This is a genomic window from Nocardioides panacisoli (assembly GCF_039537325.1).
In the GTDB taxonomy this organism is placed as follows: Bacteria; Actinomycetota; Actinomycetes; order Propionibacteriales; family Nocardioidaceae; genus Nocardioides; species Nocardioides panacisoli.
On the sequence record NZ_BAABAH010000004.1, the window covers coordinates 231,896 to 253,419 of the forward strand.

General features: G+C 72.8%; 18 protein-coding genes. 9 read left to right on the top strand and 9 right to left on the bottom strand.

Features of this window, described 5'->3' with window-relative positions:
* Together ABD709_RS08595 and ABD709_RS08600 are read right to left on the bottom strand one after the other, a co-directional pair.
* Positions 1-939: a Ppx/GppA family phosphatase gene (locus ABD709_RS08595; protein ID WP_344774322.1), complete on the bottom strand. Its 939-nt coding sequence runs from the start codon at positions 937-939 to the stop codon at positions 1-3.
* A 51-nt stretch (positions 940-990) separates the two neighbouring features.
* Positions 991-2,112 carry an epoxide hydrolase family protein gene (locus ABD709_RS08600; RefSeq protein WP_344774324.1) on the bottom strand — a complete coding sequence of 374 codons (1,122 nt, stop codon included), beginning with the start codon at positions 2,110-2,112 and terminating at the stop codon, positions 991-993.
* A 94-nt stretch (positions 2,113-2,206) separates the two neighbouring features.
* Between ABD709_RS08600 and ABD709_RS08605 the strand changes: the two genes are divergently transcribed.
* From ABD709_RS08605 to ABD709_RS08620, 4 genes are all read left to right on the top strand, one after another.
* On the top strand, positions 2,207-3,220 hold the full coding sequence (locus ABD709_RS08605; RefSeq protein ID WP_344774326.1) for a helix-turn-helix transcriptional regulator: 1,014 nt from the start codon (positions 2,207-2,209) through the stop codon (positions 3,218-3,220).
* Positions 3,221-3,229: 9 nt separating this feature from the next.
* The gene (locus ABD709_RS08610) at positions 3,230-4,000 is read left to right on the top strand and encodes a DUF3109 family protein (protein ID WP_344774328.1); all 771 of its coding nucleotides are present in this window, start codon (positions 3,230-3,232) and stop codon (positions 3,998-4,000) included.
* A 147-nt stretch (positions 4,001-4,147) separates the two neighbouring features.
* Positions 4,148-4,786, top strand: a complete 639-nt coding sequence (locus tag ABD709_RS08615) for a VOC family protein (RefSeq protein ID WP_344774330.1) — start codon at positions 4,148-4,150, stop codon at positions 4,784-4,786.
* Positions 4,787-4,794: 8 nt separating this feature from the next.
* On the top strand, positions 4,795-5,493 hold the full coding sequence (locus ABD709_RS08620) for a class I SAM-dependent methyltransferase (RefSeq protein WP_344774332.1): 699 nt from the start codon (positions 4,795-4,797) through the stop codon (positions 5,491-5,493).
* A 16-nt stretch (positions 5,494-5,509) separates the two neighbouring features.
* Here the strand turns inward: ABD709_RS08620 and ABD709_RS08625 are convergent, their stop codons facing one another.
* A complete protein-coding gene (locus ABD709_RS08625) occupies positions 5,510-7,828 on the bottom strand; it encodes a right-handed parallel beta-helix repeat-containing protein (protein ID WP_344774334.1) in 2,319 nt (772 codons plus the stop codon).
* 43 nt (positions 7,829-7,871) lie between these two features.
* Positions 7,872-9,137, bottom strand: a complete 1,266-nt coding sequence (locus ABD709_RS08630; RefSeq protein WP_344774336.1) for an MFS transporter — start codon at positions 9,135-9,137, stop codon at positions 7,872-7,874.
* Between the two features lie 73 nt (positions 9,138-9,210).
* Between ABD709_RS08630 and ABD709_RS08635 the strand changes: the two genes are divergently transcribed.
* Positions 9,211-10,086, top strand: a complete 876-nt coding sequence (locus ABD709_RS08635) for a winged helix-turn-helix transcriptional regulator (protein WP_344774338.1) — start codon at positions 9,211-9,213, stop codon at positions 10,084-10,086.
* Between the two features lie 116 nt (positions 10,087-10,202).
* Here the strand turns inward: ABD709_RS08635 and ABD709_RS08640 are convergent, their stop codons facing one another.
* Positions 10,203-11,252, bottom strand: coding sequence for a LacI family DNA-binding transcriptional regulator (locus tag ABD709_RS08640; protein WP_344774340.1), 1,050 nt, complete (start codon positions 11,250-11,252; stop codon positions 10,203-10,205).
* 102 nt (positions 11,253-11,354) lie between these two features.
* Here ABD709_RS08640 and radA point away from each other — a divergent pair, with 102 nt between their 5' ends.
* The 3 genes from radA (at position 11,355) to ABD709_RS08655 (ending at position 14,694) form a co-directional block, all read left to right on the top strand.
* Entirely contained in the window at positions 11,355-12,788 is a 1,434-nt protein-coding gene (gene radA / locus ABD709_RS08645; RefSeq protein WP_344774342.1) for a DNA repair protein RadA, read from the top strand.
* A 78-nt stretch (positions 12,789-12,866) separates the two neighbouring features.
* On the top strand, positions 12,867-13,946 hold the full coding sequence (gene disA, locus ABD709_RS08650; RefSeq protein WP_344774345.1) for a DNA integrity scanning diadenylate cyclase DisA: 1,080 nt from the start codon (positions 12,867-12,869) through the stop codon (positions 13,944-13,946).
* 235 nt (positions 13,947-14,181) lie between these two features.
* Positions 14,182-14,694 (top strand): hypothetical protein, encoded by a 513-nt coding sequence (locus tag ABD709_RS08655; protein WP_344774347.1) that lies wholly within the window; start codon positions 14,182-14,184, stop codon positions 14,692-14,694.
* A gap of 21 nt (positions 14,695-14,715) precedes the next feature.
* Here the strand turns inward: ABD709_RS08655 and ABD709_RS08660 are convergent, their stop codons facing one another.
* Entirely contained in the window at positions 14,716-15,564 is an 849-nt protein-coding gene (locus ABD709_RS08660; RefSeq protein WP_344774349.1) for a hypothetical protein, read from the bottom strand.
* A gap of 65 nt (positions 15,565-15,629) precedes the next feature.
* On the opposite strand from ABD709_RS08660, the gene ABD709_RS08665 reads away from it, so the two are divergent.
* The gene (locus tag ABD709_RS08665; RefSeq protein ID WP_344774351.1) at positions 15,630-16,505 is read left to right on the top strand and encodes an HhH-GPD family protein; all 876 of its coding nucleotides are present in this window, start codon (positions 15,630-15,632) and stop codon (positions 16,503-16,505) included.
* Here the strand turns inward: ABD709_RS08665 and ABD709_RS08670 are convergent.
* From ABD709_RS08670 to ABD709_RS08680, 3 genes are all read right to left on the bottom strand, one after another.
* On the bottom strand, positions 16,474-17,541 hold the full coding sequence (locus ABD709_RS08670; RefSeq protein WP_344774353.1) for a glycosyltransferase family 2 protein: 1,068 nt from the start codon (positions 17,539-17,541) through the stop codon (positions 16,474-16,476). The two genes, ABD709_RS08665 and ABD709_RS08670, sit on opposite strands and share 32 nt — an antisense overlap.
* Entirely contained in the window at positions 17,525-18,619 is a 1,095-nt protein-coding gene (locus ABD709_RS08675) for a hypothetical protein (protein WP_344774355.1), read from the bottom strand. The genes ABD709_RS08670 and ABD709_RS08675 overlap by 17 nt, the downstream gene beginning before the upstream one ends.
* 102 nt (positions 18,620-18,721) lie before the next feature.
* Positions 18,722-21,304, bottom strand: coding sequence for an ATP-dependent Clp protease ATP-binding subunit (locus ABD709_RS08680; RefSeq protein WP_344774357.1), 2,583 nt, complete (start codon positions 21,302-21,304; stop codon positions 18,722-18,724).
* Positions 21,305-21,524 lie beyond the last annotated feature (220 nt).

Sequence of the window (21,524 nt, forward strand, 5' to 3'; positions counted from 1 at the left end):
TCACACCTCGTCGGCGACCGAGAGCTTGTCGATCCGCTCGAGGATCACACCCTCGCGCAGCGCCCACGGGCAGATCTCCAGCTCGGGCAGGTCGAAGATGTCCATGCACGCCTCGGCGACCAGGGCGCCCGGGACGATCTGGTGCGTCCGGCTCGGCGAGACCCCCGGCAGCTCGGCGAGCTCGGTCGTCGACATGGCCACCAGCTTGGGGATCCAGTCGCGCAGGTCGGCCAGCGGCAGCGTCCTCGGCACCAGCGGGCCGCGGTCGGACGGAGCGGCCCCGCAGATCCGCGCGAGCGAGCGGAAGGTCTTCGACGTGGCCGCCGCGCGGTGGGTCGCGCCGGCACGCAGGACGTAGCCGGCGTCCCTGGCGATCGCGGCCCGGATCTTCTTGCGGATCGTCCGCAGGTCGTCCTCGCCGATCGCGTCCTCGAAGTGGGAGCGGGCGAGCCGCGCGGCGCCCAGCGGCAGTGACTGCGCCACGTCCGGCCGCTCGTCGGCGCCCGCGGCGATCTCCAGCGAGCCGCCGCCGATGTCGAAGACGGTGAGCCTGCCGGCGGACCAGCCGAACCAACGCCGTACGGCGAGGAAGGTGAGCCGCGCCTCGTCCTCGCCGGACAGCACCTCGATGGCGACGCCGGTGCGCTTCTTGACGTGGGACAGGACCGCGTCGGCGTTGACCGAGTCGCGGACGGCGGACGTCGCGAAGGACAGCATCTCCTCGCAGCCCCGCTCCTCCGCGACGACCAGCGCCTCGGCGGTGAACTCCGTGAGGGCGTCGATCCCGCTCTTCGTGACGGCCCCGGACTCGTCGAGGTGCTCGGCCAGCCGGAGCGGCTGCTTGTGGGAGTAGGCGGGGAGCGGCGCGGCCCCGTCGTGCGCGTCCACCACGAGCAGGTGCCCGGTGTTCGAGCCGATGTCGAGCACGCCCAGCCGCATGCCCCCACGGTACCGCCACGGGCGCTGCACGCACCCGTGGCGGACCGCCCTTCAGGCCCGGCCGAAGAAGACGCGGAGGTCGCCGACGACGTCGCCCGGCACCTCCATCGCGGCGAAGTGGCCTCCCGCAGGGAACTCCGACCAGTGCTCGATCCGGGCGTTGTCGCGCTCGGCCAGCGGGCGGATCGTCCGGAAGTCGTCCTTGAACACCGCGACGCCGATCCGGCCCCGGCTGACCACCGGCTCGCGCTGGGCCCGCTGCTCCTCGAAGTGGTAGCGCGCCGCGGAGCCGTAGGTGTTCGTCAGCCAGTAGAGGGTCGCCTGGGCGAGCACCTGCTCCGGCGTCACGAGGCTGGTGCCGTTGCCGAAGCTCTCGAACAGCTCGCTGTAGGCCAGCACGGCGACCGGCGAGTCGGCGAGGCCGGCGGCCACGGTCTGCGGCCGGGTCCCGTTCATCGCGTTGTAGCCGCCGACCGACTGGAACCACTGCAGGTGCGCGAGGGCGGCGTACTCCTCGGGCCCGAAGTCGGCCATCTCGTCCGGGTCGCCGGAGGGGAAGGAGAACAGCTGGAGCACGTGGGCGCCGAGGAAGCCCTCCGGGTCGAGGACGGCGAGCTCGCGGCCGACCATCGCGCCGCCGTCGCTGCCGTGCACGCCGTAGGAGTCGTAGCCGAGCCTGCGCATGAGGGTGTCGTAGGCCCGGGCGACGCGCTCCATCGTCCAGCCGGTGTCGACCACCGGGGTCGACCAGCCGAAGCCGGGCATCGACGGCACCACGACGTGGAACGCGTCCTCCGGGCGGCCGCCGTGGGCCTCGGGGTCGACGAGCGGGTCGATCATGTCCAGGAAGTCGAGCACCGAGCCGGGGTAGGTGTGGGCGAGGAGCAGCGGCGTCGCGCCCTCGACCGCGGAGCGGACGTGGAGGAAGTGGATCCGCTGACCGTCGACCTCGGTGACGAAGCCGGGGTGGGCGTTCAGCCGCGCCTCGACGGTGCGCCAGTCGAAGTCCTGCCACCGGGCGACCATGTCGCGGAGGTAGGACTCGGGGGTGCCGTAGTCCCAGCTGTCTCCGGGCACGGCCGGCGCGAACCGGGTGCGGGCGAGCCGCTCGCGGAGGTCGTCGATGTCGGCCTGGGGAACCTCGACGCGGAAGGGGGTGACCTGCTCGTCCATGGCTGTTGCCTCTCGGTGGGGCCGGCGGATCCGACCTGGTGAGCACCACGCTAGGAACCATTCAGGAACGTTTCTTTCCGCTAAAATGCGGCGCGTGGCAGGAACTTCCGCGCGGGTGCTGGAGCTGCTCGGGCTGCTGCAGTCGCGGGTCGACTGGACGGGTCCCGAGCTCGCGGCGCGGCTGCGCGTCACCGACCGCACCGTCCGCAACGACGTGGCCCGGCTGCGCGAGCTCGGCTACCCCGTCGACGCGGTGCGCGGCCGCGGCGGTCGCTACCGCCTCGGAGCAGGGGCGAAGCTGCCGCCGTTGCTGCTCGACGACGAGGAGGCGGTCGCCGTCACGGTCGGGCTGCGCACCGTCACCGGCGTCGCGGGCTTCGAGGACAGCGGCGGGCGGGCACTGAGCAAGCTCGAGCACGTGCTGCCGGACCGGCTCCGCCGGCAGGTGGCGGCGGTGCGGGACGCGACCACGTCCGGTCCGGTCAACACCGACTCCAACGTGGCGGACCCGGAGGTCGCGCCGGCGGTGCTCACCGAGATCGCCGCGGCGGTCCGCGACCGGCGCGGCCTGCGCGCGTTCTACCGCGAGGACCAGCGGATCGAGATCGAGCCGTACCTCGTGGTCGGCTGGCAGCGCAGGTGGTACCTCGTCGCCCGCGAGCCGGCGTCGGGCACGTGGTCGCCGTACCGCGTCGACTGGCTGCGGCTCCGTACGCCCGGAGGCCGCCCGTTCCCGCCGCAGGAGCCGCCGTTCGACCTCACCGAGTTCGTCGTCCGCGAGGTCGCCCGCACCGGCTGGGCCGTGCACGCGCGACTGGTGATCGACGCGCCCGCCGAGGAGGTGCTCGCCCGGATCAACCCAGCGGTCGGCACGGTCGAGTCGCTCCCGGACGGGCGCAGCGTGCTGGTGACCGGCGGCGACAGCCTCGAGGTGGTCGCCGTCTGGATCAGCATGCTGGGCCTCGAGTTCGCGGTCGAGCGGCCCGCCGAGCTGGTCGACCACCTCGCTGTCCTGCGCGACCGCTACACCCGCGCCGTGAGCGCGTCCTCGGCGGCACCGGGACGCCCTCAGCCGGAGGGTGGGCGGGCGGCGAATTCGAGAGGGTAGGTTTGCGCGGTGCCCGAGGTGTCCCTGGACTTCCCCCGTGCCTACGTCGAGTTCGTCAACCCCGACGACGACTCCGAGGTGCTGCGCTGCGACCTGACCTGGCTGACGTCGTCCTACCGGTGCATCTTCGGCCAGGGCTGCCAGGGCATCTACGCCGACTCCCCCGACACCGGCTGCTGCACCCTCGGCGCGCACTTCGCGGACAAGGCCGACGAGAAGCGCGTGGAGAAGTACGTCGAGCAGCTCACCCCGGCGCAGTGGCAGTTCCATCCCGGGCGCAAGGTCAAGAAGAAGGACTGGATCGAGCTCGACGAGGACGGGGAGCGGAAGACCCGGGCGCACGAGGTCGGCGGTCAGCGCGGCTGCGTGTTCCACAACCGCAGCGACTTCGCCCCGCCGACGGGTGGCGGCGGCGCCGGCTGCGCCCTGCACCTGCTGGCGCTCGAGCAGGGCCGCAACCCGCTGGAGACCAAGCCGGACGTCTGCTGGCAGCTGCCGATCCGGCGCACCTTCCGGACCGTCGAGCGGCAGGACGGCACGTCCTACACCGAGGTATCGATCGGCGAGTACGACCGCCGCGGCTGGGGTCCCGGCGGCCACGACCTGGACTGGTACTGCTCCGGGAACACCGAGGCGCACGTCGCCGTCGAGCCGGTCTACGTCACCCACGAGCCCGAGCTCGTCGAGCTGATGGGGCGGGCGGCGTACGACGAGCTCGCCCGGCACTGCGAGGCACACCTGCGGTCACGGTCGGCCCTCGCGATCCACCCCGCCGGTTGAACCCTCACTTCGAGCACGTCGAGCCGTCAGTTCGCGCGGCCCGAACCGACGGTTCGAGGTGCTCCACGTGAGGGTTCGATTGCTCGACATCGAGAGAACCCCACCCCGATTACTCGAACGGGCGGACGCATGTCGACAATGTCTGACATGCGCCTCGACCATCTCTCGTACGCCGCCGGACCCGACGGGTTGGCGGCCACCGCGGCTCGTCTCGCCCAGGCGATCGGGCGGGAGTTCACCGACGGCGGGGTGCACCCGCGGTTCGGCACGCGCAACATGATCCTGCCGATGGCGGACCGGACCTACCTCGAGGTCGTCGAGGCGCTGGACCACCCCGCATCGGACAAGGCGCCGTTCGGCCAGGCCGTCAAGGCCCGCTCCGCGTTCGGCGGCGGCTGGCTCGGCTGGGTGGTCGCGGTCGACGACCTGACCCCGGTCGAGGAGCGCCTCGGCCGCCCCGCGGTGGTCGGCAGCCGGCACCGTCCCGACGGGACCGAGCTGCGCTGGAAGCAGATCGGCGTCAACGGCCTGATCGCCGACCCGCAGCTGCCGTTCTTCATCCACTGGGAGAACGACGACGACCTGCACCCGTCGGCCGGTGCGGACGGCAGCATCTCGCTGGCCGGCATCGAGATCGCGGGTGACCCGCAGCGGGTGAGCGAGTGGCTCGGTGAGCCCGTCGAGGCCCCGCTCGAGGACGTCAAGGTCGAGTGGGTCGCCCCGCACGGAACCCCCGGCATCCTCGCCGCCCAGGTGCAGACCCCCGCCGGACTCGTCCGCATCTGACCCACGGGATGAACCCCGTCAAGGGCGCCATCCCGAGCCCCAACATCTGGCGGACGCCGGCGACGTACGAGATCGAGAACCGGGCCGCCGACCCGGACGGCCGGTTGTGGGCGGCGATGGAGGCCCGCGCCGACTGGGCCGGCCGGACCGTGCTCGACCTGGGCTGCGGCACCGGCTTCCACCTTCCGCGGTTCGCGGAGACGGCCGCCCGGGCGATCGGTGTCGAGCCGCACCCCGACCTGCTGCGCCTGGCCGCACGCCGGACCCGGTCCCTCGACAACGTCACCCTGCTCGCCGGCGCGGCGCAGGACCTGCCCCTGCCCGACGCGTCGGTCGACGTCGTGCACGCCCGGTGGGCCTACTTCTTCGGTCCCGGCTGCGAGCCCGGCCTCGCCGAGCTGGACCGGGTCCTGCGTCGCGGCGGGGTCGCGCTGGTCATCGACAACGACGGCTCGCGGTCGACCTTCGGTGCGTGGTTCCGGCGCGGCTACGCGCACCTGCCGGCGCCCGCGGAGATCGAGCGGTTCTGGACCACCCGCGGCTGGACGCTGACCCGGGTCGACATGGGCTGGCGGTTCGGCTCGCGCGCCGACCTCGAGGCCGTCGTGCGGATCGAGCTCCCTGCCGACGTCGCCGAGCAGGTGCTGCGCCACCACGACGGGCTCGAGGTCGACTACGCGGTCGACCTCTGGTCCCGCACGTACTGAAGCGGTCCGGACCCTCCTACTGGAACGCCGCCGCGAAGGGCGCGGCCGCGCCGTACAGCTTGTACAGCGCGAACGGGCCGGCCTGGAAGGTGCTGCACCGGTCGTCGAACAGCCAGGCAGCCTGGTTGTCGGTCAGCGCGGCGCCGTAGCCGAACTGCGCCGACCCGCGGCCGCCGTTGACCGGACCCGACGCGAACTTCCGGATCCGCTGCACCATCCCGTGCTTGGCGGAGTCGTCGGCCGAGCGCCACCAGTCGCACGTGAACGTGCTCAACCGGCCCGGGCTGAAGGACGGCTTCGTCATCAGCACGGCGTTGGTCGGCTCCGCCGCGCGGAACTGCAGCGGCACGTCCGGCAGCTGGTCCTGGTACGCCGAGCACAGCCTGCGCGCCAGCCCCATCGCGCAGAGCGTGGCGAACTGCTGCCGCCGTACCTGGTGGTGCGCATGGGCGGCGACCGGTCGAGCGCGCGCGGCGGTGCCGGGCTGCGGGGGCGTCTTGGTCCAGTTGCAGGCCAGGTCGCTGCCGTCCGGGTAGCCCGCGAGCGTGAAGCCCGCCTCGCAGCCGACCAGCTCGAGCTCGTTGGGCAGGAACGTGGTCCCGACGCTCAGTCGCGGGTTGGTCCCGTTGGCACAGGACGGCAGGTAGCCCGGCGAGGAGGTGACCTTCTTGCCCGGCGCCGCCTTGTTGCCCCACCAGCAGTTCCCGGTGTTGCCGAGGAAGGAGTCCCACCAGAAGTCCACGCCGTTCGGCTTCACGTGCCCCTGCGGGTCGACACCCATCACGTTCCCGTGGACCCGGTTGTTGTAGGACGTCGAGACCTTGAGCGGGTTGCAGCCGGGGACGGGCGTGCTGGAGCCGACCGGGGGCGGCCCGCAGACGGTCGCGTCGGGCACGGCGAAGATCATCAGCCCGCGCCGCCAGTTGTTCCAGAAGTGGTTGCCGACGACCTGGTTCTCGTTGCCGCCGGCGATCCAGCCGCCGGTCCCGACCGGCGCCGGGATGAACGGGGCGACGTCGCTGCCGGCGACGTAGGGGTTGAAGTTGTTGTCGTAGAAGTTGTTGTTGCTGAAGGTGTTGCCGTGCTGCGGGTAGCCCGGGTGCCCGGGCGCGGTGAATACGTCGACGGTGAAGCCGAGCGCGTTGTCGTAGAAGTTGTTGTGGGTGATCAGGGTGCCGTGGCTGTCGGTGCCGGACATGCCGCCGGTGTTGTGGTGCATGTCGCAGTCGCGGATCACCTGGCTGTAGCGCCACTGCGGGTAGAACGGCAGGTACCGGTGGTCGGTGCTGTCCGCCCCGGACCCGGGGTAGATGCCCGAGTCGCCGTTGCCCGCGGCCTCGCAGTGCTCGATCACGCCGTGGTCCTCGACGAAGGTGAGCACGCCGTACCCGCCGGCGTAGAACGTCTTGAACTGGCTGAACCGGTAGCCGTCGGTCTCGAGGATGTAGACGTCGTGCTCGCGGGCGTGCCGCACGACGAGGTTGCGCAGCACGAAGCCGTCGGCCCGGTCCACGAAGATGCCGACGTCCTTCTGGTTGCCGACCGCGGACGGGCCGCCGTCGCCGGCGGAGGCGTCGCCCGCCTCGACGACCACGTCGTCGGGACCGACGCCCGAGCCCTCCAGCTGCAGGTTGCAGCGGATGCAGGGGCCGACGTTCGGGATCCCGTGCCGGTTGGTCAGCGGCGGGCTCGGCGGCGGGGCGGTGTCCGGCCCGCGGCCGATCACGGCGACCAGGTTCGCGTCGTTGGGGCAGTGGATCTGGTAGTCGTGGCTCAGCGCGCCGGGGTCGCCGCTGTCGGACGGGATCGCGTACTGCGCGCAGGCGGGGTCGTGCGTCGGCTGCGACCGCGCGGTCGGCTCGGTGTAGAGGCCCGGCATCACGACGACCCGGTCGTTGTTGCCGGAGTCGTTCACCGCGGGCTGGATCTCGTCGTAGCTGCACATCGCGAACAGCTGCTGGTTGACCGCGAGCAGCTGGTCGGCCTGCGCCTGGCTCAGCGTGTGGTGCTCGGTCGGGCGCACGTAGTAGCCGTGCTGCCGCGCCGCGTCGATCGAGTCCTGCAGCCGTTGCAGCGAGTCGTCCTTGCAGACGACCCGGGTGTCGCCCGGCTGCGAGGTGTCCAGCGCCGACGCGAGCGACCGCACGTCGGGCACCTTGCCACCGGCGCACGGCGAGACCGAGCAGTCGGGCTTGGGGTCGGGCCAGTACGACGGCCGCTCGACGTGCGCGGAGGCCGGCGGCGCGAGGGCTACGGGGGCGACGAGACCGACGAGGGCGCCCGCGAGGAGCGCGAGCAGGGCGACAGGTGAGACCGCCCGGGGAGCACGGGACATTTTCGCACCATAAATGAGAACACGTTCTCGGGGGAATGGTCTTTCAGATCAGGTCGCGACTGGTCTGGACCGTCGCGTCGTCCGGGAAGTCCCGCATCCGCCGGATCGGGCTGAGGAACAGCACGAGCGGCGACAGCACGCTCAGGGCCGCCAGGACGAACAGCGCCGGGCGGGGCCCGAGCCAGCCGCCGAGCGCTCCGGCGGCGACGCCACCCACCGGAATGGCCCCCCAGGAGACGAAGCGGACCGTTGCGAGCACCCTGGACAGCAGCTCCGGCGGGGTCGCGACCTGACGGTAGGTACGGGTCGTCGTGCTCAGCACGACGACCCCGCCGGCGAAGACCACGTTCCCCAGCGCGAACAGCAGCCAGGCCGCGGCGCCGCTCCCGAGCGGGATGAGGAACGCGCCACCGACCGAGACGACGCCGCCGGCGAGGCAGGCGCGCGCCGAGCCGATCCGCCGTACGAGAGCCGGGCAGACGGAGGCGCCGACGAGCGCGCCGACCCCCTCGGCGGCGAGCAGGAAGCCGACCAGCCCGGCCGGGGCATCGACCACGCGGACCAGGTAGATCGCGAACAGCGCCATCTGCCCTCCGCACACGAAGTTGGTCGCGGTGGCGTCCCACAGGCAGGGGTTCATGACCGGGTGCCGGGTCACGAAGTGCCAGCCCTCCCGGATCTGCTCGACGATCGGGGCGCGCGACTCCTCGCGCGGTGACGTGCGGTCGGGCAGCGATCGGAGCAGTGCGGCCGAGACCAGGTAGCTGGCACTGTCGACGAGCAGGGTCGGCACCGCACCGAGCAGCTGCACGAGCACGCCGCCGAGGGAGGGTCCGCCCAGCTGGGAGACCGCGTGGGTGCCGCTCATCAGGCTGTTGCGCGCCTGCAGCTGCTCCTTCGGCACCACGCTGGGAAGGAACGTGGAGTTCGCGACGAAGAAGACGACGTCGGCGAAGGAGATGACCAGGGCGACCCCGATCAAGTGCGCGATCGACAGGCTCCCGAGCCACCAGGCGACCGGGACCGAGCCGATCGCGAGCGCGCGGACGACGTCCATCGCGACCTGGGTGCCCCGCAGCGGCAGGTGCCGGACGAGCGCGCCGGCGGGCAGGCCGATCACCAGCCAGGCGACGTACGCCGCCGCGGCGAGGAGGCCCATCTGCAGGGCGCTCGCACCGAGCACCAGCACGGCGGTCAGCGGCAGGGCCACACCGGTGACCGCCGAGCCGACCGACGATGCGCTCGACGCCGACCAATAGGTCCAGAACTGCCGGGACACGGCCGTGGTGGCGTCGGCGGTCGTCGTCACGAGAGTCCTTCCGATCAGTACATTCCATTTTGGAACCTACTACACTGAGCGCGGTCCAGGGAAGGAGCCGGCCATGAGGTACGACGACCTCGCGGACGCCGACTGCGGCATCGCGCAGACGCTCGGCGTCGTCGGCGACTGGTGGTCGTGGCTGATCGTCCGCGACGTCGCGGGCGGCACCACCCGCTTCGACGGGCTGCAGCGTGCGCTCGGCATCAGCCGCCGGGCGCTGGCCGAGCGGCTGGTCTCGCTGGTCGACCACGGCGTGCTGCGCCGGTCGCCGTACTCCGACCGGCCGGTGCGCTACGACTACCTGCTGACCGACCGGGGCGAGGGCCTGCTGCCGGTGCTCGTCGCCATGCAGGAGTACGGCGACCGCTTCCTCCTCGGCGACGGCTCGGTGACGGCGACGGCCGGCGCGGGATCGCGCGAGGCCGACCGGGTGCGCGCGCTCACCGGGAGCACCGTGCCCCCGCTCACGCTCTCGGCGCACGACGGGTCGTCCGTGCCCGTCGCGGGCGACGGGTGGCGGGTCCTCTACTTCTTTCCCGGCGCCTTCGCCCCGGACGTGCACGGCTACCCCCCGCGGTGGGACGAGATCCCCGGCGCGGCGGGCTGCACGCTCGAGTCGACGACGTACGCCGCGCGGCACGCGGCGTTCGCCGACCTCGGCTGCGGCGTCTACGGCGTGAGCACGCAGCGGCCCGACCAGCAGGCGGCCTTCGCCGACCTCGCGGCGCTGCCCTTCCTGCTGCTCTCCGACGAGGACGCCCGGCTCGGTGCCTCGCTGCGACTGCCGATGTTCCGCGCCGCCGGGGTCGACCGCTTCAAGCGGCAGTCGCTGCTGGTCGACCCCACCGGCACCGTCCGGCACGTGCAGATGCCGATCACCGACCCGGCCGGATCCGTCGACGAGATGCTCGAGGTCCTCGGGTCGCTGGCGCGCTGAGCCCGGCGGCGGCGTTGCAGGTTTCCCAAGGGATGCAGCGACCTCTGCGCTCCCCACGCCGTACAACCATGGGGAAGCGCAGGTCTTCCTGCATCCCTTGGGAAACCTGCAGGCCCTCAGCCCCGCGCCGTCGACCCGCGTACGGCGAGCGTGGGCGTGAGCAGCACGCCCTCCGCCTGGTGCGGCTCGTGGGCGAGGAGGCGGCGCAGGGCGCGGACCAGCTCGACGGCGACCTGCTCGAGCGGGGGGCGCACGGAGGTGAGGCCGGGCGGCACCACCTGCGCGACCTGGGAGTCGTCGAACCCGACCACGCCCACGTCCGGGCCGGCGCGCAGCCCGCGCGCCACGAGGGTGTGCAGCACGCCGATCGCGAGGGTGTCGGACGCGCACACGAAGGCCGTCGGCGCCGCGGTGTCGAGCAGCGCGGCCGAGGCGGTCCAACCCGCGTCGAGGGTGTCCTCCACCCGGACGGCGAGACCGTCGGTCGCCAGGCCGCGGGCCGCCATCGCCTGCTCCCAGCCCGCCCGGCGGTCCTCGCCGAGCCTGGAGTCCTCGCGCCACCCGAGCCAGGCGATCCGCTGGTGGCCGCGCTCGAGGAGGTGCTCGGTGGCGAGCCGGGTGCCCGCGGCGCCGTCGACGTCGACCCAGGGATGCCCGCTCGTCTCGTCGTCCCACGGACGCCCGAACGCCACGAACGGCGCGCGCCGCTCGGCGAGCCAGGAGGCCTGCGGGTTGCCGAGGTAGGTGTCGGTGACGATGAAGGCGTCGACCGCGGTCGAGCGCAGCAGCGCGTCGTAGCCCGCCAGCAGGTCGGGACGCTCCCCCGCCACCACCGGACCCCCGGAGAACAGCAGCACGTGGTAGCCGGCCTCGCGGCTCGCCTCGACGAGCGCATGCACGAAGCGGTCCATCGTGGCGTCGGCGGTGAACTCCTGCGCGGGCGACATCCGCAGCCCGATCAGCCGCGACGACCCGGTCCGCAGGTGCCGGGCCGCGCGGTTGGGGGCGTAGCCCAGCGCCTCGATCGCGTGCTGGACGCGGGCCAGCGTCTCGGGCCGCAGCAGCGCTGGCGAGTTGATCGCGTTGGACACCGTCTGCCGCGAGACGCCGGCGAGCTCGGCGACGTCGGCGAGCGTCGGCGGCAGCGGCGGCTGGTCGTCGACCACGGCCCACCTCCCTCGCGACTTGATCGATCGAATTCGACGCAAGGGTACGGCGCTGCCGTGTCGGGCGCGGCTGTGTCGGACGGATCGCCTAACGTCGGGCCCATGGCCTCTTCGAACACACGCTCGACCCGCGCGGTCTACGTCTGCAGCGAGTGCGGGTGGTCCACCGCCAAGTGGGTCGGCCGCTGCGGCGAGTGCCAGGCGTGGGGCTCGGTGGCCGAGCGGGCCGCTGCCCCGACCGGACGGACGCAGTCCGCGCCGGTGACGTCGCCGGCGGTGCCGATCGGGAAGGTCTCGGCCGAGCAGGCCCTGCACCACCCGTCCGGGGTGCCCGAGCTCGACCGGGTGCTCGGCGGCGGACTGGTCCCCGGTGCTGCCGTGCTGCTCGCCGGCGACCCCGGCGTCGGCAAGTCGACCCTGCTGCTCGAGGTGGCCGCCCGCACGGCGGGCCGTGGCCAGCGCACGCTCTACGTCACCGGCGAGGAGTCGGCGGCCCAGGTCCGGCTGCGCGCCGACCGCACCCAGGCCGTGCGCGACGAGCTCTACCTCGCCGCCGAGACCGACCTCGGCGCCGTGCTCACCCACGTCGAGCAGGTCCGGCCGGCGCTGCTGGTGATCGACTCCGTGCAGACCATCGGTGCCGCCGGCGTCGACGGCGTGCCGGGTGGCGTGACCCAGGTCAAGGAGGTCGCCGCTGCCCTCGTGCGGGTGGCCAAGACGCGCGACATCACCGTGGTCCTCGTCGGCCACGTCACCAAGGACGGCTCGATCGCCGGGCCACGCGTGCTGGAGCACCTGGTCGACGTCGTGCTGCACTTCGAGGGCGACCGGAGCTCGCGGTTCCGGATGGTCCGCGCCGTGAAGAACCGGTTCGGACCGGTCGACGAGGTCGGCTGCTTCGACCTGTCCGCCGACGGCATCACCGCGGTGCAGGACCCGACCGGGCTGTTCGTGGAGCAGCACCACGGCCGGGTCGCCGGCACCTGCGTGGCGGTGTCGATGGAGGGCCGCCGGCCGCTGCTGGCCGAGGTGCAGGCGCTGGTGACCACGACCGCGGCCGACCGGCCCCGCCGTACCACCTCCGGGCTGGACGGCTCCCGGCTCGCCATGGTCCTCGCCGTGCTGCAGCAGCACTGCCGGATCGCGCTCGGGCAGCACGACGTCTTCGCCTCCACGGTCGGCGGTGCGCGGCTCATCGACCCGGCCAGCGACCTCGCGGTCGCGGTAGCCCTGGCCTCCGCGCACTTCGTGATGCCGGTCGAGGCGGGCGTGGTCGCGCTCGGCGAGATCGGTCTCTCCGGTGAGCTGCGCCGGGTCCGCGACCTCCCCCAGCGGCTCGCGGAAGCAGCCCGGCTCGGGTTCCGCACGGCCGTCGTGCCCGCCGAGCCCGACTCCGAGGGCCGGCGCCGGGTGCGCGCCGACCGCGGCCAGGGCGAGCTCAACGTGATCGAGGTGCCGGACGTCGCGACGGCGCTCCGCGTCCTGCAGGTCCACGAGCGCACCAAGGACGCGCTGTCGGCGGTCCCCGACTTCTGACTCCCGCCCCGGCACCGGTGCCTTAAGGTTTGAGGTGGGGCCCGCCACGAGCGCGCCGTACGTCGAGGGGAGTTCCTTGTGGTGACCGAGCGGCCGGGCGATCTCCGGCTCCGGGAGACGCTCGCGTCCATCGCGCCGGGCACCGGCCTGCGGGACGGTCTCGAGCGGATCCTGCGCGGCCGCACCGGTGCGCTCATCGTGCTGGGCCACGACCGGATCGTCGACGGCATCTCGACCGGCGGCTTCGAGCTCGACGTCCCGTTCACCGCCACCGGCCTGCGCGAGCTCGCGAAGATGGACGGGGCGATCATCATCGACCGCGACATCTCCCGGATCATCCGGGCGGCGGTGCACCTGATGCCCGACCACACGATCCCCTCCGAGGAGACCGGCACCCGGCACCGCACGGCCGACCGGGTCGCGCGCCAGACCGGGTTCCCGGTCATCTCGGTCTCGCAGTCCATGCAGATCATCGCGGCGTACGTCGGCGAGACCCGCCACGTGCTGGAGGACTCCGGCCAGATCCTGTCCCGCGCCAACCAGGCGCTCGCGACGCTGGAGCGCTACAAGCTGCGGCTCGACGAGGTGTCCTCGACGCTGTCCGCGCTGGAGATCGAGGACCTGGTGACGGTCCGCGACGTCGCCGTGGTCGCGCAGCGCCTGGAGATGGTGACCCGGATCGCGCGCGAGATCGAGGACTACGTGCTCGAGCTCGGCACCGACGGCCGGCTGCTCTCCCTCCAGCTCGAGGAGCTGGTGACCGGCGTGGACGTCGAGCGCGAGCTGGTGATCCGCGACTACGTGCCGTCCCGTCGCCGCAGCCGCGACCCGCAGGAGCTGCTCGGCAAGCTCGAGAACCTGTCCGCGACCGATCTCGTCGACCCCGCCTCGGTCGCCCGGGTGCTCGGGATCGGCGCCGGCGAGCACCTCGACGGCGCGGTCGCCCCGCGTGGCTACCGGTTGCTCACCAAGGTGCCGCGGCTCCCCACCGCCGTGGTCGAGGGCCTGGTCGACCACTTCGGCACCCTGCAGAAGCTGCTCTCCGCCGGCATCGACGACCTGCAGGCGGTCGAGGGCGTCGGCGAGCTCCGCGCCCGGAGCGTGCGCGAGGGTCTGTCCCGCCTCGCCGAGTCCACCATCCTCGAGAGGTATGTCTGATCGGAGGGCAGCGACTGCCCGAGGAACGAGGGCAGTCGCGTCCGCCCGAAGCGGTTGAGGAGGCGCTGCACCACGGAGCGAAGCGACGAGGTGCAGCAGCCGTCTCGAAACCCAGGTGCCTCCGCAGCTCACAAGTCCCCTCACCCGAGGACCATCGGCACTGCCCCTCCCCCGCGCGCGGGCGCACGCTGGTGACGTACGAGGAGTGAGCCGCGGTCCTCGGACGGAGGGCGAGATGGACGTGGGGTGGCAGCTGCCGGTGGCCTGGTTCGCACTGGGCGCGACCGTGGTGGTGTGCGCGGTCCGAGCGCACCGGAGCCGGCGCGCGTACGTCGCCGGGATCGCGGCCGTGAGCCTGCTGTGGGTCCTGGCGGGCGCGGGGGCGAACGCCTGGTTCCTGCTGCGGGGCGACACCTACTCGGGATTCGCCGACGGCGCGTCCACGAGCTTCGTGCGAACCTCGTGGCAGACGGTCGTCGTACCGCACCACCACCTGTTCATCGGGCTGCTGATCGCCTTCGAGGCGGCGGCCGGCCTGCTCGTCCTCGTCGAGGGCGTGCTGCGGCAGACCGCGCTCGCACTCCTCATCGCCTTCGACGTCGCCCTGCTGTCCTTCGGCTGGGGCTACCTCGTCTGGTCGGTCCCGATGGTCGTCGCGCTCGCGCTGCTGCTGCACGCCGGGCGGGGCCCGCGCCGTCCCGATGCCGGGAGGCGGCCCACGACGTCGGCGGCCGGCGCAGCCCTGTGAGTCTCTGGCGTCGGGAGGGCGTCAGCGGACCGGGACGCCGGCCGTCGACCCACCCAACGGCTGCCCGTCGGGGCCGAGGTCGTCGCGTCCACCCGACGGGCCGGTGCCGCTCGGCTGGCCGGTGCCGCTCGGCCGGCCGGCACCGCTCGGCCGGCCGGTGCCGGTTGACTCCGGGGTCGGCGGGTCCGTGACGGTGGCGGCTGCCGGGTTGGTCAGCGCGAAGCGCTCCTGGGCGGGCTCGCCGCCGAGGGCGGCAGCCGCGACGACGTAGCTGCCGGCACCCGCCCACTCGGTGCCCTCGTGGCAGCGCTCGTCGGACCGCTTCGCGTTCCAGGTCATCGGGACGACCGTCGCGACGACGTCCCGGACGACCACGTCCCGGTCGGGCACCGCAGCCGGGCACTCCTGCGAGGTCCAGATCTGCTCGCCGCCGTGGGTGATCCGCACGAGCACGTGGTCACCGGAGATGTGCCAGCTGCACGCCGCAGGACCGGTCGAGCGCAGGCTCAGGCCGATGGTGACGTCCCGGCCGGCGACCGCTCCGTCCACCCGGGGGGTGATGCTGACGTCGTCGGGCGAGCAGGGACCCGACGGCGGGGCGAGCACGTTCGGGTCGAAGGTGGGGCCGTAGGACACCGGCGCACGGCGGGCGTGCCGCTTGGCCTTGCCGGTCGGCGGCAGGGTCACGCTCGGGATGTCCACGTCCGCCCCCGCCTGCTGCGCGACGGGCGCCTGGTCGTCGGAGCCGTCGCTGCCTCCGCGCAGCACGTTGGCCACGATGAAGACGAGCGAGGCCGCGATCGCAAGGACGAACACACGACGCCGCCAGTAGACGCCCGGCGGCAGCGGGCCACGGGTCATCGACGCCATGCTCGAACGTTAGGTCGCCGTGGCCCCCGATCCGCGTTCCCGCGCCGAGTCGGCAGAATCGGGGCATGGAGGTGGCGGGGAGCGGGCTCGTGGGGCCCGTGCTGGCGTGGTACGACGCCCACGCGCGCGACCTGCCGTGGCGCCGCGCGTCGGCCTCGGCGTGGTCGGTGCTGGTCTCCGAGTTCATGCTCCAGCAGACGCCGGTCTCGCGGGTGCTGCCGGTGCACGAGGCATGGCTGGCGCGCTGGCCGACGCCGGCCGACCTGGCCGCCGAGCCGGCGGGCGAGGCGGTGCGGGCGTGGGGCCGGCTCGGGTACCCGCGGCGCGCACTGCGGCTGCACGGCGCCGCGACCGCGATCCGTGACCGGCACGGCGGGGCGGTGCCGGCAGAGTACGACGACCTGCGCGCGCTGCCCGGCGTCGGCGACTACACCGCCGCCGCGGTGGCCGCGTTCGCGCACGGCCGCCGGCATGCGGTGCTGGACACGAACGTGCGGCGGGTGCTGGCGCGAGCGGTCTCCGGCGTCGAGTTCCCACCGCGCTCGGTGACCCGCGCCGAGCGGGACGTGGCCGAGGCACTGCTGCCGGCCGACCCGCCGACGGCGGCGACCTGGTCGGTCGCGGTGATGGAGCTCGGCGCGCTCGTGTGCACCGCGGACCGGCCGCGCTGCGGCAGCTGCCCGGTCGGTCCGGCCTGCGCCTGGAACACCGCGGGGCGGCCGGCGTACGACGGCCCGCCGCGTCCGGTGCAGACCTACGCCGGCACCGACCGGCAGTGCCGTGGCCGGCTGCTGGCCGTGCTGCGGGACGCCGCGGGCGCCGTACCGGAGTCGCGGCTGGCCACCGCGTGGGACGACGAGGTCCAGCGCCGGCGCTGCCTCGAGTCGCTGCTCGCGGACGGCCTCGCCGTCAGGACCGGCGCAGGAATCGCCCTCCCCTAGCGGGCTGGTCGCTGTCCTCGTCCCGGTCGACCGGGCGCGTGACCGGCGGTCGGTACTTCTCCTTCGACGACGCGGCGGCCCGCTCCAGCGCGGCCCCGAGGTCGGCGCGCTGGGCATCGGTGAGCGTCGCCGGGCGATGCGCCCCCCGGTCGGGGTCGATCTCCTCGACCAGGCCCAGGTCGCGGAGTACCTCGAGGTCATCGGCGATGGTCTGCTCGAAGATCCGGAGCAGGTAGCGCTCGGTCACGTCCGCCGGCAGCTGCCGGTCGACGAGGGCCTGCACGGCCACCAGGATCGGCTGCCGGCCCGGGCGGAACTTCGTGCCGGGACCGGCGCCGAGCAGGGCCAGCCACTTCCGGGCGAACTCCTCGCCGGAGTAGGACTCGTAGTGCAGCACCTGGAGCGCCTCGTCCGCTGCCTCCGGAACCGCGCGACCGGCGTCGTCGACCGGGTCGTGCAGCGTCAGCCACGCGTCGGCGCCGGGCCGGATGCCGGTCTTCCCATCGGCGTGCCCGTGGAGGTAGGCACCGTTGCTGGGCCGGTCGATCACCCCGAGCTGGGTGAGCAGGACGAGATCGGGCTCGGCCAGCGGCCGCTTGAACCACGTGGGGGGTCGCTCCCAGTGGACCTGGCTGACGGCCTCCCGCACGGCGAGCCGCACCGCCCGGGTCTCCGCGGGCACCTGCGCCAGCACGGTCCGGTCCGCCTGCACCACCTCGTCGCCGTCGACGTGGAAGAGCCACGATGCCCAGCCGAGCTCGGCGAGCACGGCGTTGACGGCGTTGGCGTTGAGCCGCTGCCGGTCGTTGAGCTGGTGCGGCCGCTCGCCGCGCCACCACTGCTTGTCGGTGCGCACGCACGTGACGTGCGGGTGCTCGTCGAGCCAGCCGCGGACCTCGCGGTCGCCCGCGTCGAGGAAGACGAACAGGTGGTCCACCCCGCCGGCCAGGTTGCGGGCGACGTACTGCTGCAGCCTCGGCAGGGTGTCCTTGACCGTGCTGACGACGCAGACGAGGCCGTCAGGACTGCTCGTCACGCTCTTGCCCGCGCTCGAGTCGTCGCTGCGCCGCCCGCTCGATCCGGTGCTGGTACAGCTCGGCCACCTGGTTCTCCAGGAGCACGTGCAGCGCCTGGGTGGCGGCCTCGGCCACCATCGCCTCGTCGACGGGCGGCAGGTCCACGGCGAAGGCGGAGTCCGGCGCCTGGAGCTCGCCGAGCTCGCCGACGACGGCGAAGCCGCCCTGCCGGAGGGTGTCGATGGTGCGGGCGGTGTGCTCCTCGACCCACGGGCGGTACTGCGCGGGCAGTCGGATCCGGTCGCCGCCGAGGGGCGAGAGCACGCGGAGACCGAAGCCCCGCTTGATGACGGTGTTGTGCAGGTCGCGCCGGCGGGCGAGGTCCGACCAGCCCTCGTTCAGCCGACGCAGCAGCTCGGCCTGGCCGCGGCCCAGCGCCTCGTTGGCACGGTTCGCGGCCGGCGGCAGGGTGGCCGGGTCGATGCCGAGGACGCTGCAGAACCGCTCGAGCAGCACCGTCGGGGCCGCGCCCGGCTGGGGCAGCACCACCAGGTGCATCCGCTCGGGCGGCACCAGGTGGGCCCAGCGCTGCAGGAGCTCCGGTACGCCGTACGCGCGCCAGAAGCCGTTCGCCGCCTCCCCCTCGCCGCTCACGACCGACGCGACGAAGTCGTCGTAGGGCATCGCCGAGCCGCCCTTGATCGTCTGCTGCCAGGCGGACGGGATGGTGCGGGCCAGGTCGCGGACGGTGAGCACCAGGTGCACCTCACGCGGCCCGAGCTTCTTGCCGAGCGTGGTCACCTGCTCCGGCGTCGAGCCGCCGAACACCTCGTCGGTGATCAGGACCCGGTCGCCGGGCGCCTCGTCGAGCTCCCGGGGCAGGCGGACCAGCGCGCGCCGGGCGCGCGGGCCGTCGATGCCCTCCTGGAGCTGCCCCTTGAGGGCGCGGACCAGCTGGCGGGTCGCGATCTGGCTGCCCGGCACCATCGACAGGCCCTGGGCGGCGAGGGCGTCCTCGTTGGCGCGGAAGATCTCCTGGAGGTACGACGTCCCGGTCTTCTTCAGCCCCACGTGGAGGAAGACCGGCCCGTCCGACATGCCCCGATCTAATCGCATCCGCCGACCCGGCAGGAACTCGCCCGAGAATTGCGCCGACCCGGCTCGAGCTTCGAGCCGGGTCGGCGGTCGTGCAGGGGCTTGCTACTCGGTTCCGGTCGACCGGGGGACGTCGGAGGGGCCGTCCTCGGCGGAGGAGTCCGCCGGGCCGTCGATCGCGGCCTCGGAGACCGTCTCGAGCGGCGGCATGTCCGGCAGCTCGGCCATCTTCTGGCCCTCGAACGTGAACGACGCGGTCGGGCCCTCGCCGTCGACGTCGACCAGGACGATCTGGCCCGGGCCGACCTCGCCGTACAGCATCTTCTCGGCGAGCACGTCCTCGATCTCGCGCTGCACCGTGCGCCGCAGCGGCCGGGCGCCCAGGACCGGGTCGAAGCCCCGCTCGGCGAGCAGGTTCTTCGCGGGCTGGGTGAGCTCGATCCGCATGTCGCGGTCGCGCATCCGCAGCTCGACCGACGCGATCATGTTGTCGACCATCGCGATGATCTGCTCCTGCGTCAGCGGCGGGAACACGATGATCTCGTCCACACGGTTGAGGAACTCCGGCCGGAAGTGCTGCTTGAGCTCGTCGGAGACCTTCGCCTTCATCCGCTCGTAGGAGCCGGCGGCGTCACCGGACTGCTGGAAGCCGAGGTTGATGCCCTTGGCGATGTCCCGGGTGCCGAGGTTGGTCGTCATGATGATGACCGTGTTCTTGAAGTCCACGACCCGGCCCTGGGAGTCGGTCAGGCGACCTTCCTCCAGGATCTGCAGCAGGCTGTTGAAGATGTCGGGGTGGGCCTTCTCGACCTCGTCGAAGAGCACGACCGAGAACGGCTTCCGGCGCACCTTCTCGGTGAGCTGGCCACCCTCCTCGTAGCCGACGTAGCCCGGAGGCGAGCCGAAGAGCCGCGAGACGGTGTGCTTCTCGCCGAACTCCGACATGTCGAGCTGGATGAGCGCGTCCTCGTCGCCGAACAGGAACTCGGCCAGCGTCTTGGACAGCCAGGTCTTCCCGACACCCGAGGGACCGGCGAAGATGAACGAGCCGCCGGGGCGCTTCGGGTCCTTGAGGCCGGCACGGGTACGGCGGATCGCGCGGCTGAGGGCCTTGACGGCCTCCTCCTGCCCGATGACCCGCTTGTGCAGCTCGTCCTCCATCTTGAGCAGCCGGGTCGACTCCTCCTCGGAGAGCTTCACGATCGGGATGCCGGTCGCCACGGCGAGCACCTCGGCGATCAGCTCCTCGTCGACCTCCGCGACCTCGTCCATGTCACCGGCGCGCCACTGCTTCTCGCGCTCGGCCTTCTTCAGGATGAGCTGCTTCTCCTCGTCGCGCAGGCGCGCGGCGGCCTCGAAGTCCTGGCCGTCGATCGCGGCCTCCTTGCGCTGGCGCACCTCGGCGATCTTGTCGTCGTACTCGCGCAGGTCGGCGGGCGCCGTCATCCGGCGGATCCGGAGCCGCGAGCCGGCCTCGTCGATGAGGTCGATCGCCTTGTCCGGGAGGAACCGGTCGGAGATGTAGCGGTCGGCCAGCGTCGCGGCCGAGACCAGCGCCTCGTCGGTGATCGTCACCCGGTGGTGCGCCTCGTAGCGGTCCCGCAGGCCCTTGAGCATCTCGATCGTGTGCGCGATCGACGGCTCGGCGACCTGGATCGGCTGGAAGCGGCGCTCCAGCGCGGCGTCCTTCTCGAGGTACTTGCGGTACTCGTCGAGGGTGGTCGCGCCGATGGTCTGCAGCTCGCCGCGGGCCAACATCGGCTTGAGGATGCTCGCCGCGTCGATCGCGCCCTCGGCGGCGCCGGCGCCGACCAGGGTGTGGATCTCGTCGATGAACAGCACGATGTCGCCGCGGGTGCGGATCTCCTTGAGCACCTTCTTGAGGCGCTCCTCGAAGTCGCCGCGGTAGCGGCTGCCGGCGACCAGGGCACCCAGGTCGAGGGTGTAGATCTGCTTGTCCTTGAGCGTCTCGGGGACGTTGCCCTTGACGATGTCCTGGGCCAGGCCCTCGACGATCGTGGTCTTGCCGACGCCGGGCTCGCCGATGAGGACCGGGTTGTTCTTGGTCCGCCGGCTGAGGATCTGCATGACCCGCTCGATCTCCTGCGCGCGGCCGATGACCGGGTCGAGCTTGCCCTCACGGGCGTCCTGGGTGAGGTTCCGCCCGAACTGGTCGAGCACCAGGCTCGACGACGGGGCGTCCGAGCCGCTGGCGCCGGTGGCGGCGGCCGACTGGCCGGACTCCTTGCCCTGGAAGCCGGAGAGCAGCTGGATGACCTGCTGGCGGACCCGGTTGAGGTCGGCGCCGAGCTTCTGCAGCACCTGGGCGGCGACGCCCTCGCCCTCGCGGATCAGGCCGAGCAGGATGTGCTCGGTGCCGATGTAGGAGTGGCCGAGCTGCAGCGCCTCGCGCAGCGAGAGCTCGAGCACCTTCTTGGCGCGCGGCGTGAACGGGATGTGCCCGCTCGGGGCCTGCTGGCCCTGGCCGATGATCTCCTCGACCTGCGCGCGGACCGCCTCGAGGGAGATGTCGAGGGACTCCAGCGCCTTGGCGGCGACGCCCTCGCCCTCGTGGATGAGGCCGAGCAGGATGTGCTCGGTCCCGATGTAGTTGTGGGAGAGCATGCGGGCCTCTTCCTGGGCCAGCACGACCACCCGGCGGGCTCGGTCCGTGAACCGCTCGAACATTCGCATCTCTCCTCACGCGTCACGGGGTTGACGACAAAGGGTCCAACCCCGCAGACAGCCTACGCGTTCCACTGAAGAAGAAATCCGCGTCCGCTATCAGCGAACATCCGAGCCCGGGACCCCTCCGAGGAACGAGGAGCGGCCCCGAAAGGCGAGGAGGTTGAGGAGACGGGGACGGACCGGCGCTTGCGACGGGCCGTCCCCCGGCGTCTCGAAACCC

Excerpts from the sequence above, each read along its gene's own strand:
- ABD709_RS08595 (WP_344774322.1), bottom strand. The coding sequence starts at position 939 with ATGCGGCTGGGCGTGCTCGACATCGGCTCGAACACCGGGCACCTGCTC.
- ABD709_RS08600 (WP_344774324.1), bottom strand. The coding sequence starts at position 2,112 with ATGGACGAGCAGGTCACCCCCTTCCGCGTCGAGGTTCCCCAGGCCGAC.
- ABD709_RS08615 (WP_344774330.1), top strand. The coding sequence starts at position 4,148 with ATGCGCCTCGACCATCTCTCGTACGCCGCCGGACCCGACGGGTTGGCG.
- ABD709_RS08620 (WP_344774332.1), top strand. The coding sequence starts at position 4,795 with ATGAACCCCGTCAAGGGCGCCATCCCGAGCCCCAACATCTGGCGGACG.
- ABD709_RS08625 (WP_344774334.1), bottom strand. The coding sequence starts at position 7,828 with ATGTCCCGTGCTCCCCGGGCGGTCTCACCTGTCGCCCTGCTCGCGCTC.
- ABD709_RS08635 (WP_344774338.1), top strand. The coding sequence starts at position 9,211 with ATGAGGTACGACGACCTCGCGGACGCCGACTGCGGCATCGCGCAGACG.
- radA (WP_344774342.1), top strand. The coding sequence starts at position 11,355 with ATGGCCTCTTCGAACACACGCTCGACCCGCGCGGTCTACGTCTGCAGC.
- ABD709_RS08655 (WP_344774347.1), top strand. The coding sequence starts at position 14,182 with ATGGACGTGGGGTGGCAGCTGCCGGTGGCCTGGTTCGCACTGGGCGCG.
- ABD709_RS08660 (WP_344774349.1), bottom strand. The coding sequence starts at position 15,564 with ATGGCGTCGATGACCCGTGGCCCGCTGCCGCCGGGCGTCTACTGGCGG.
- ABD709_RS08665 (WP_344774351.1), top strand. The coding sequence starts at position 15,630 with ATGGAGGTGGCGGGGAGCGGGCTCGTGGGGCCCGTGCTGGCGTGGTAC.
- ABD709_RS08675 (WP_344774355.1), bottom strand. The coding sequence starts at position 18,619 with ATGTCGGACGGGCCGGTCTTCCTCCACGTGGGGCTGAAGAAGACCGGG.
- ABD709_RS08680 (WP_344774357.1), bottom strand. The coding sequence starts at position 21,304 with ATGTTCGAGCGGTTCACGGACCGAGCCCGCCGGGTGGTCGTGCTGGCC.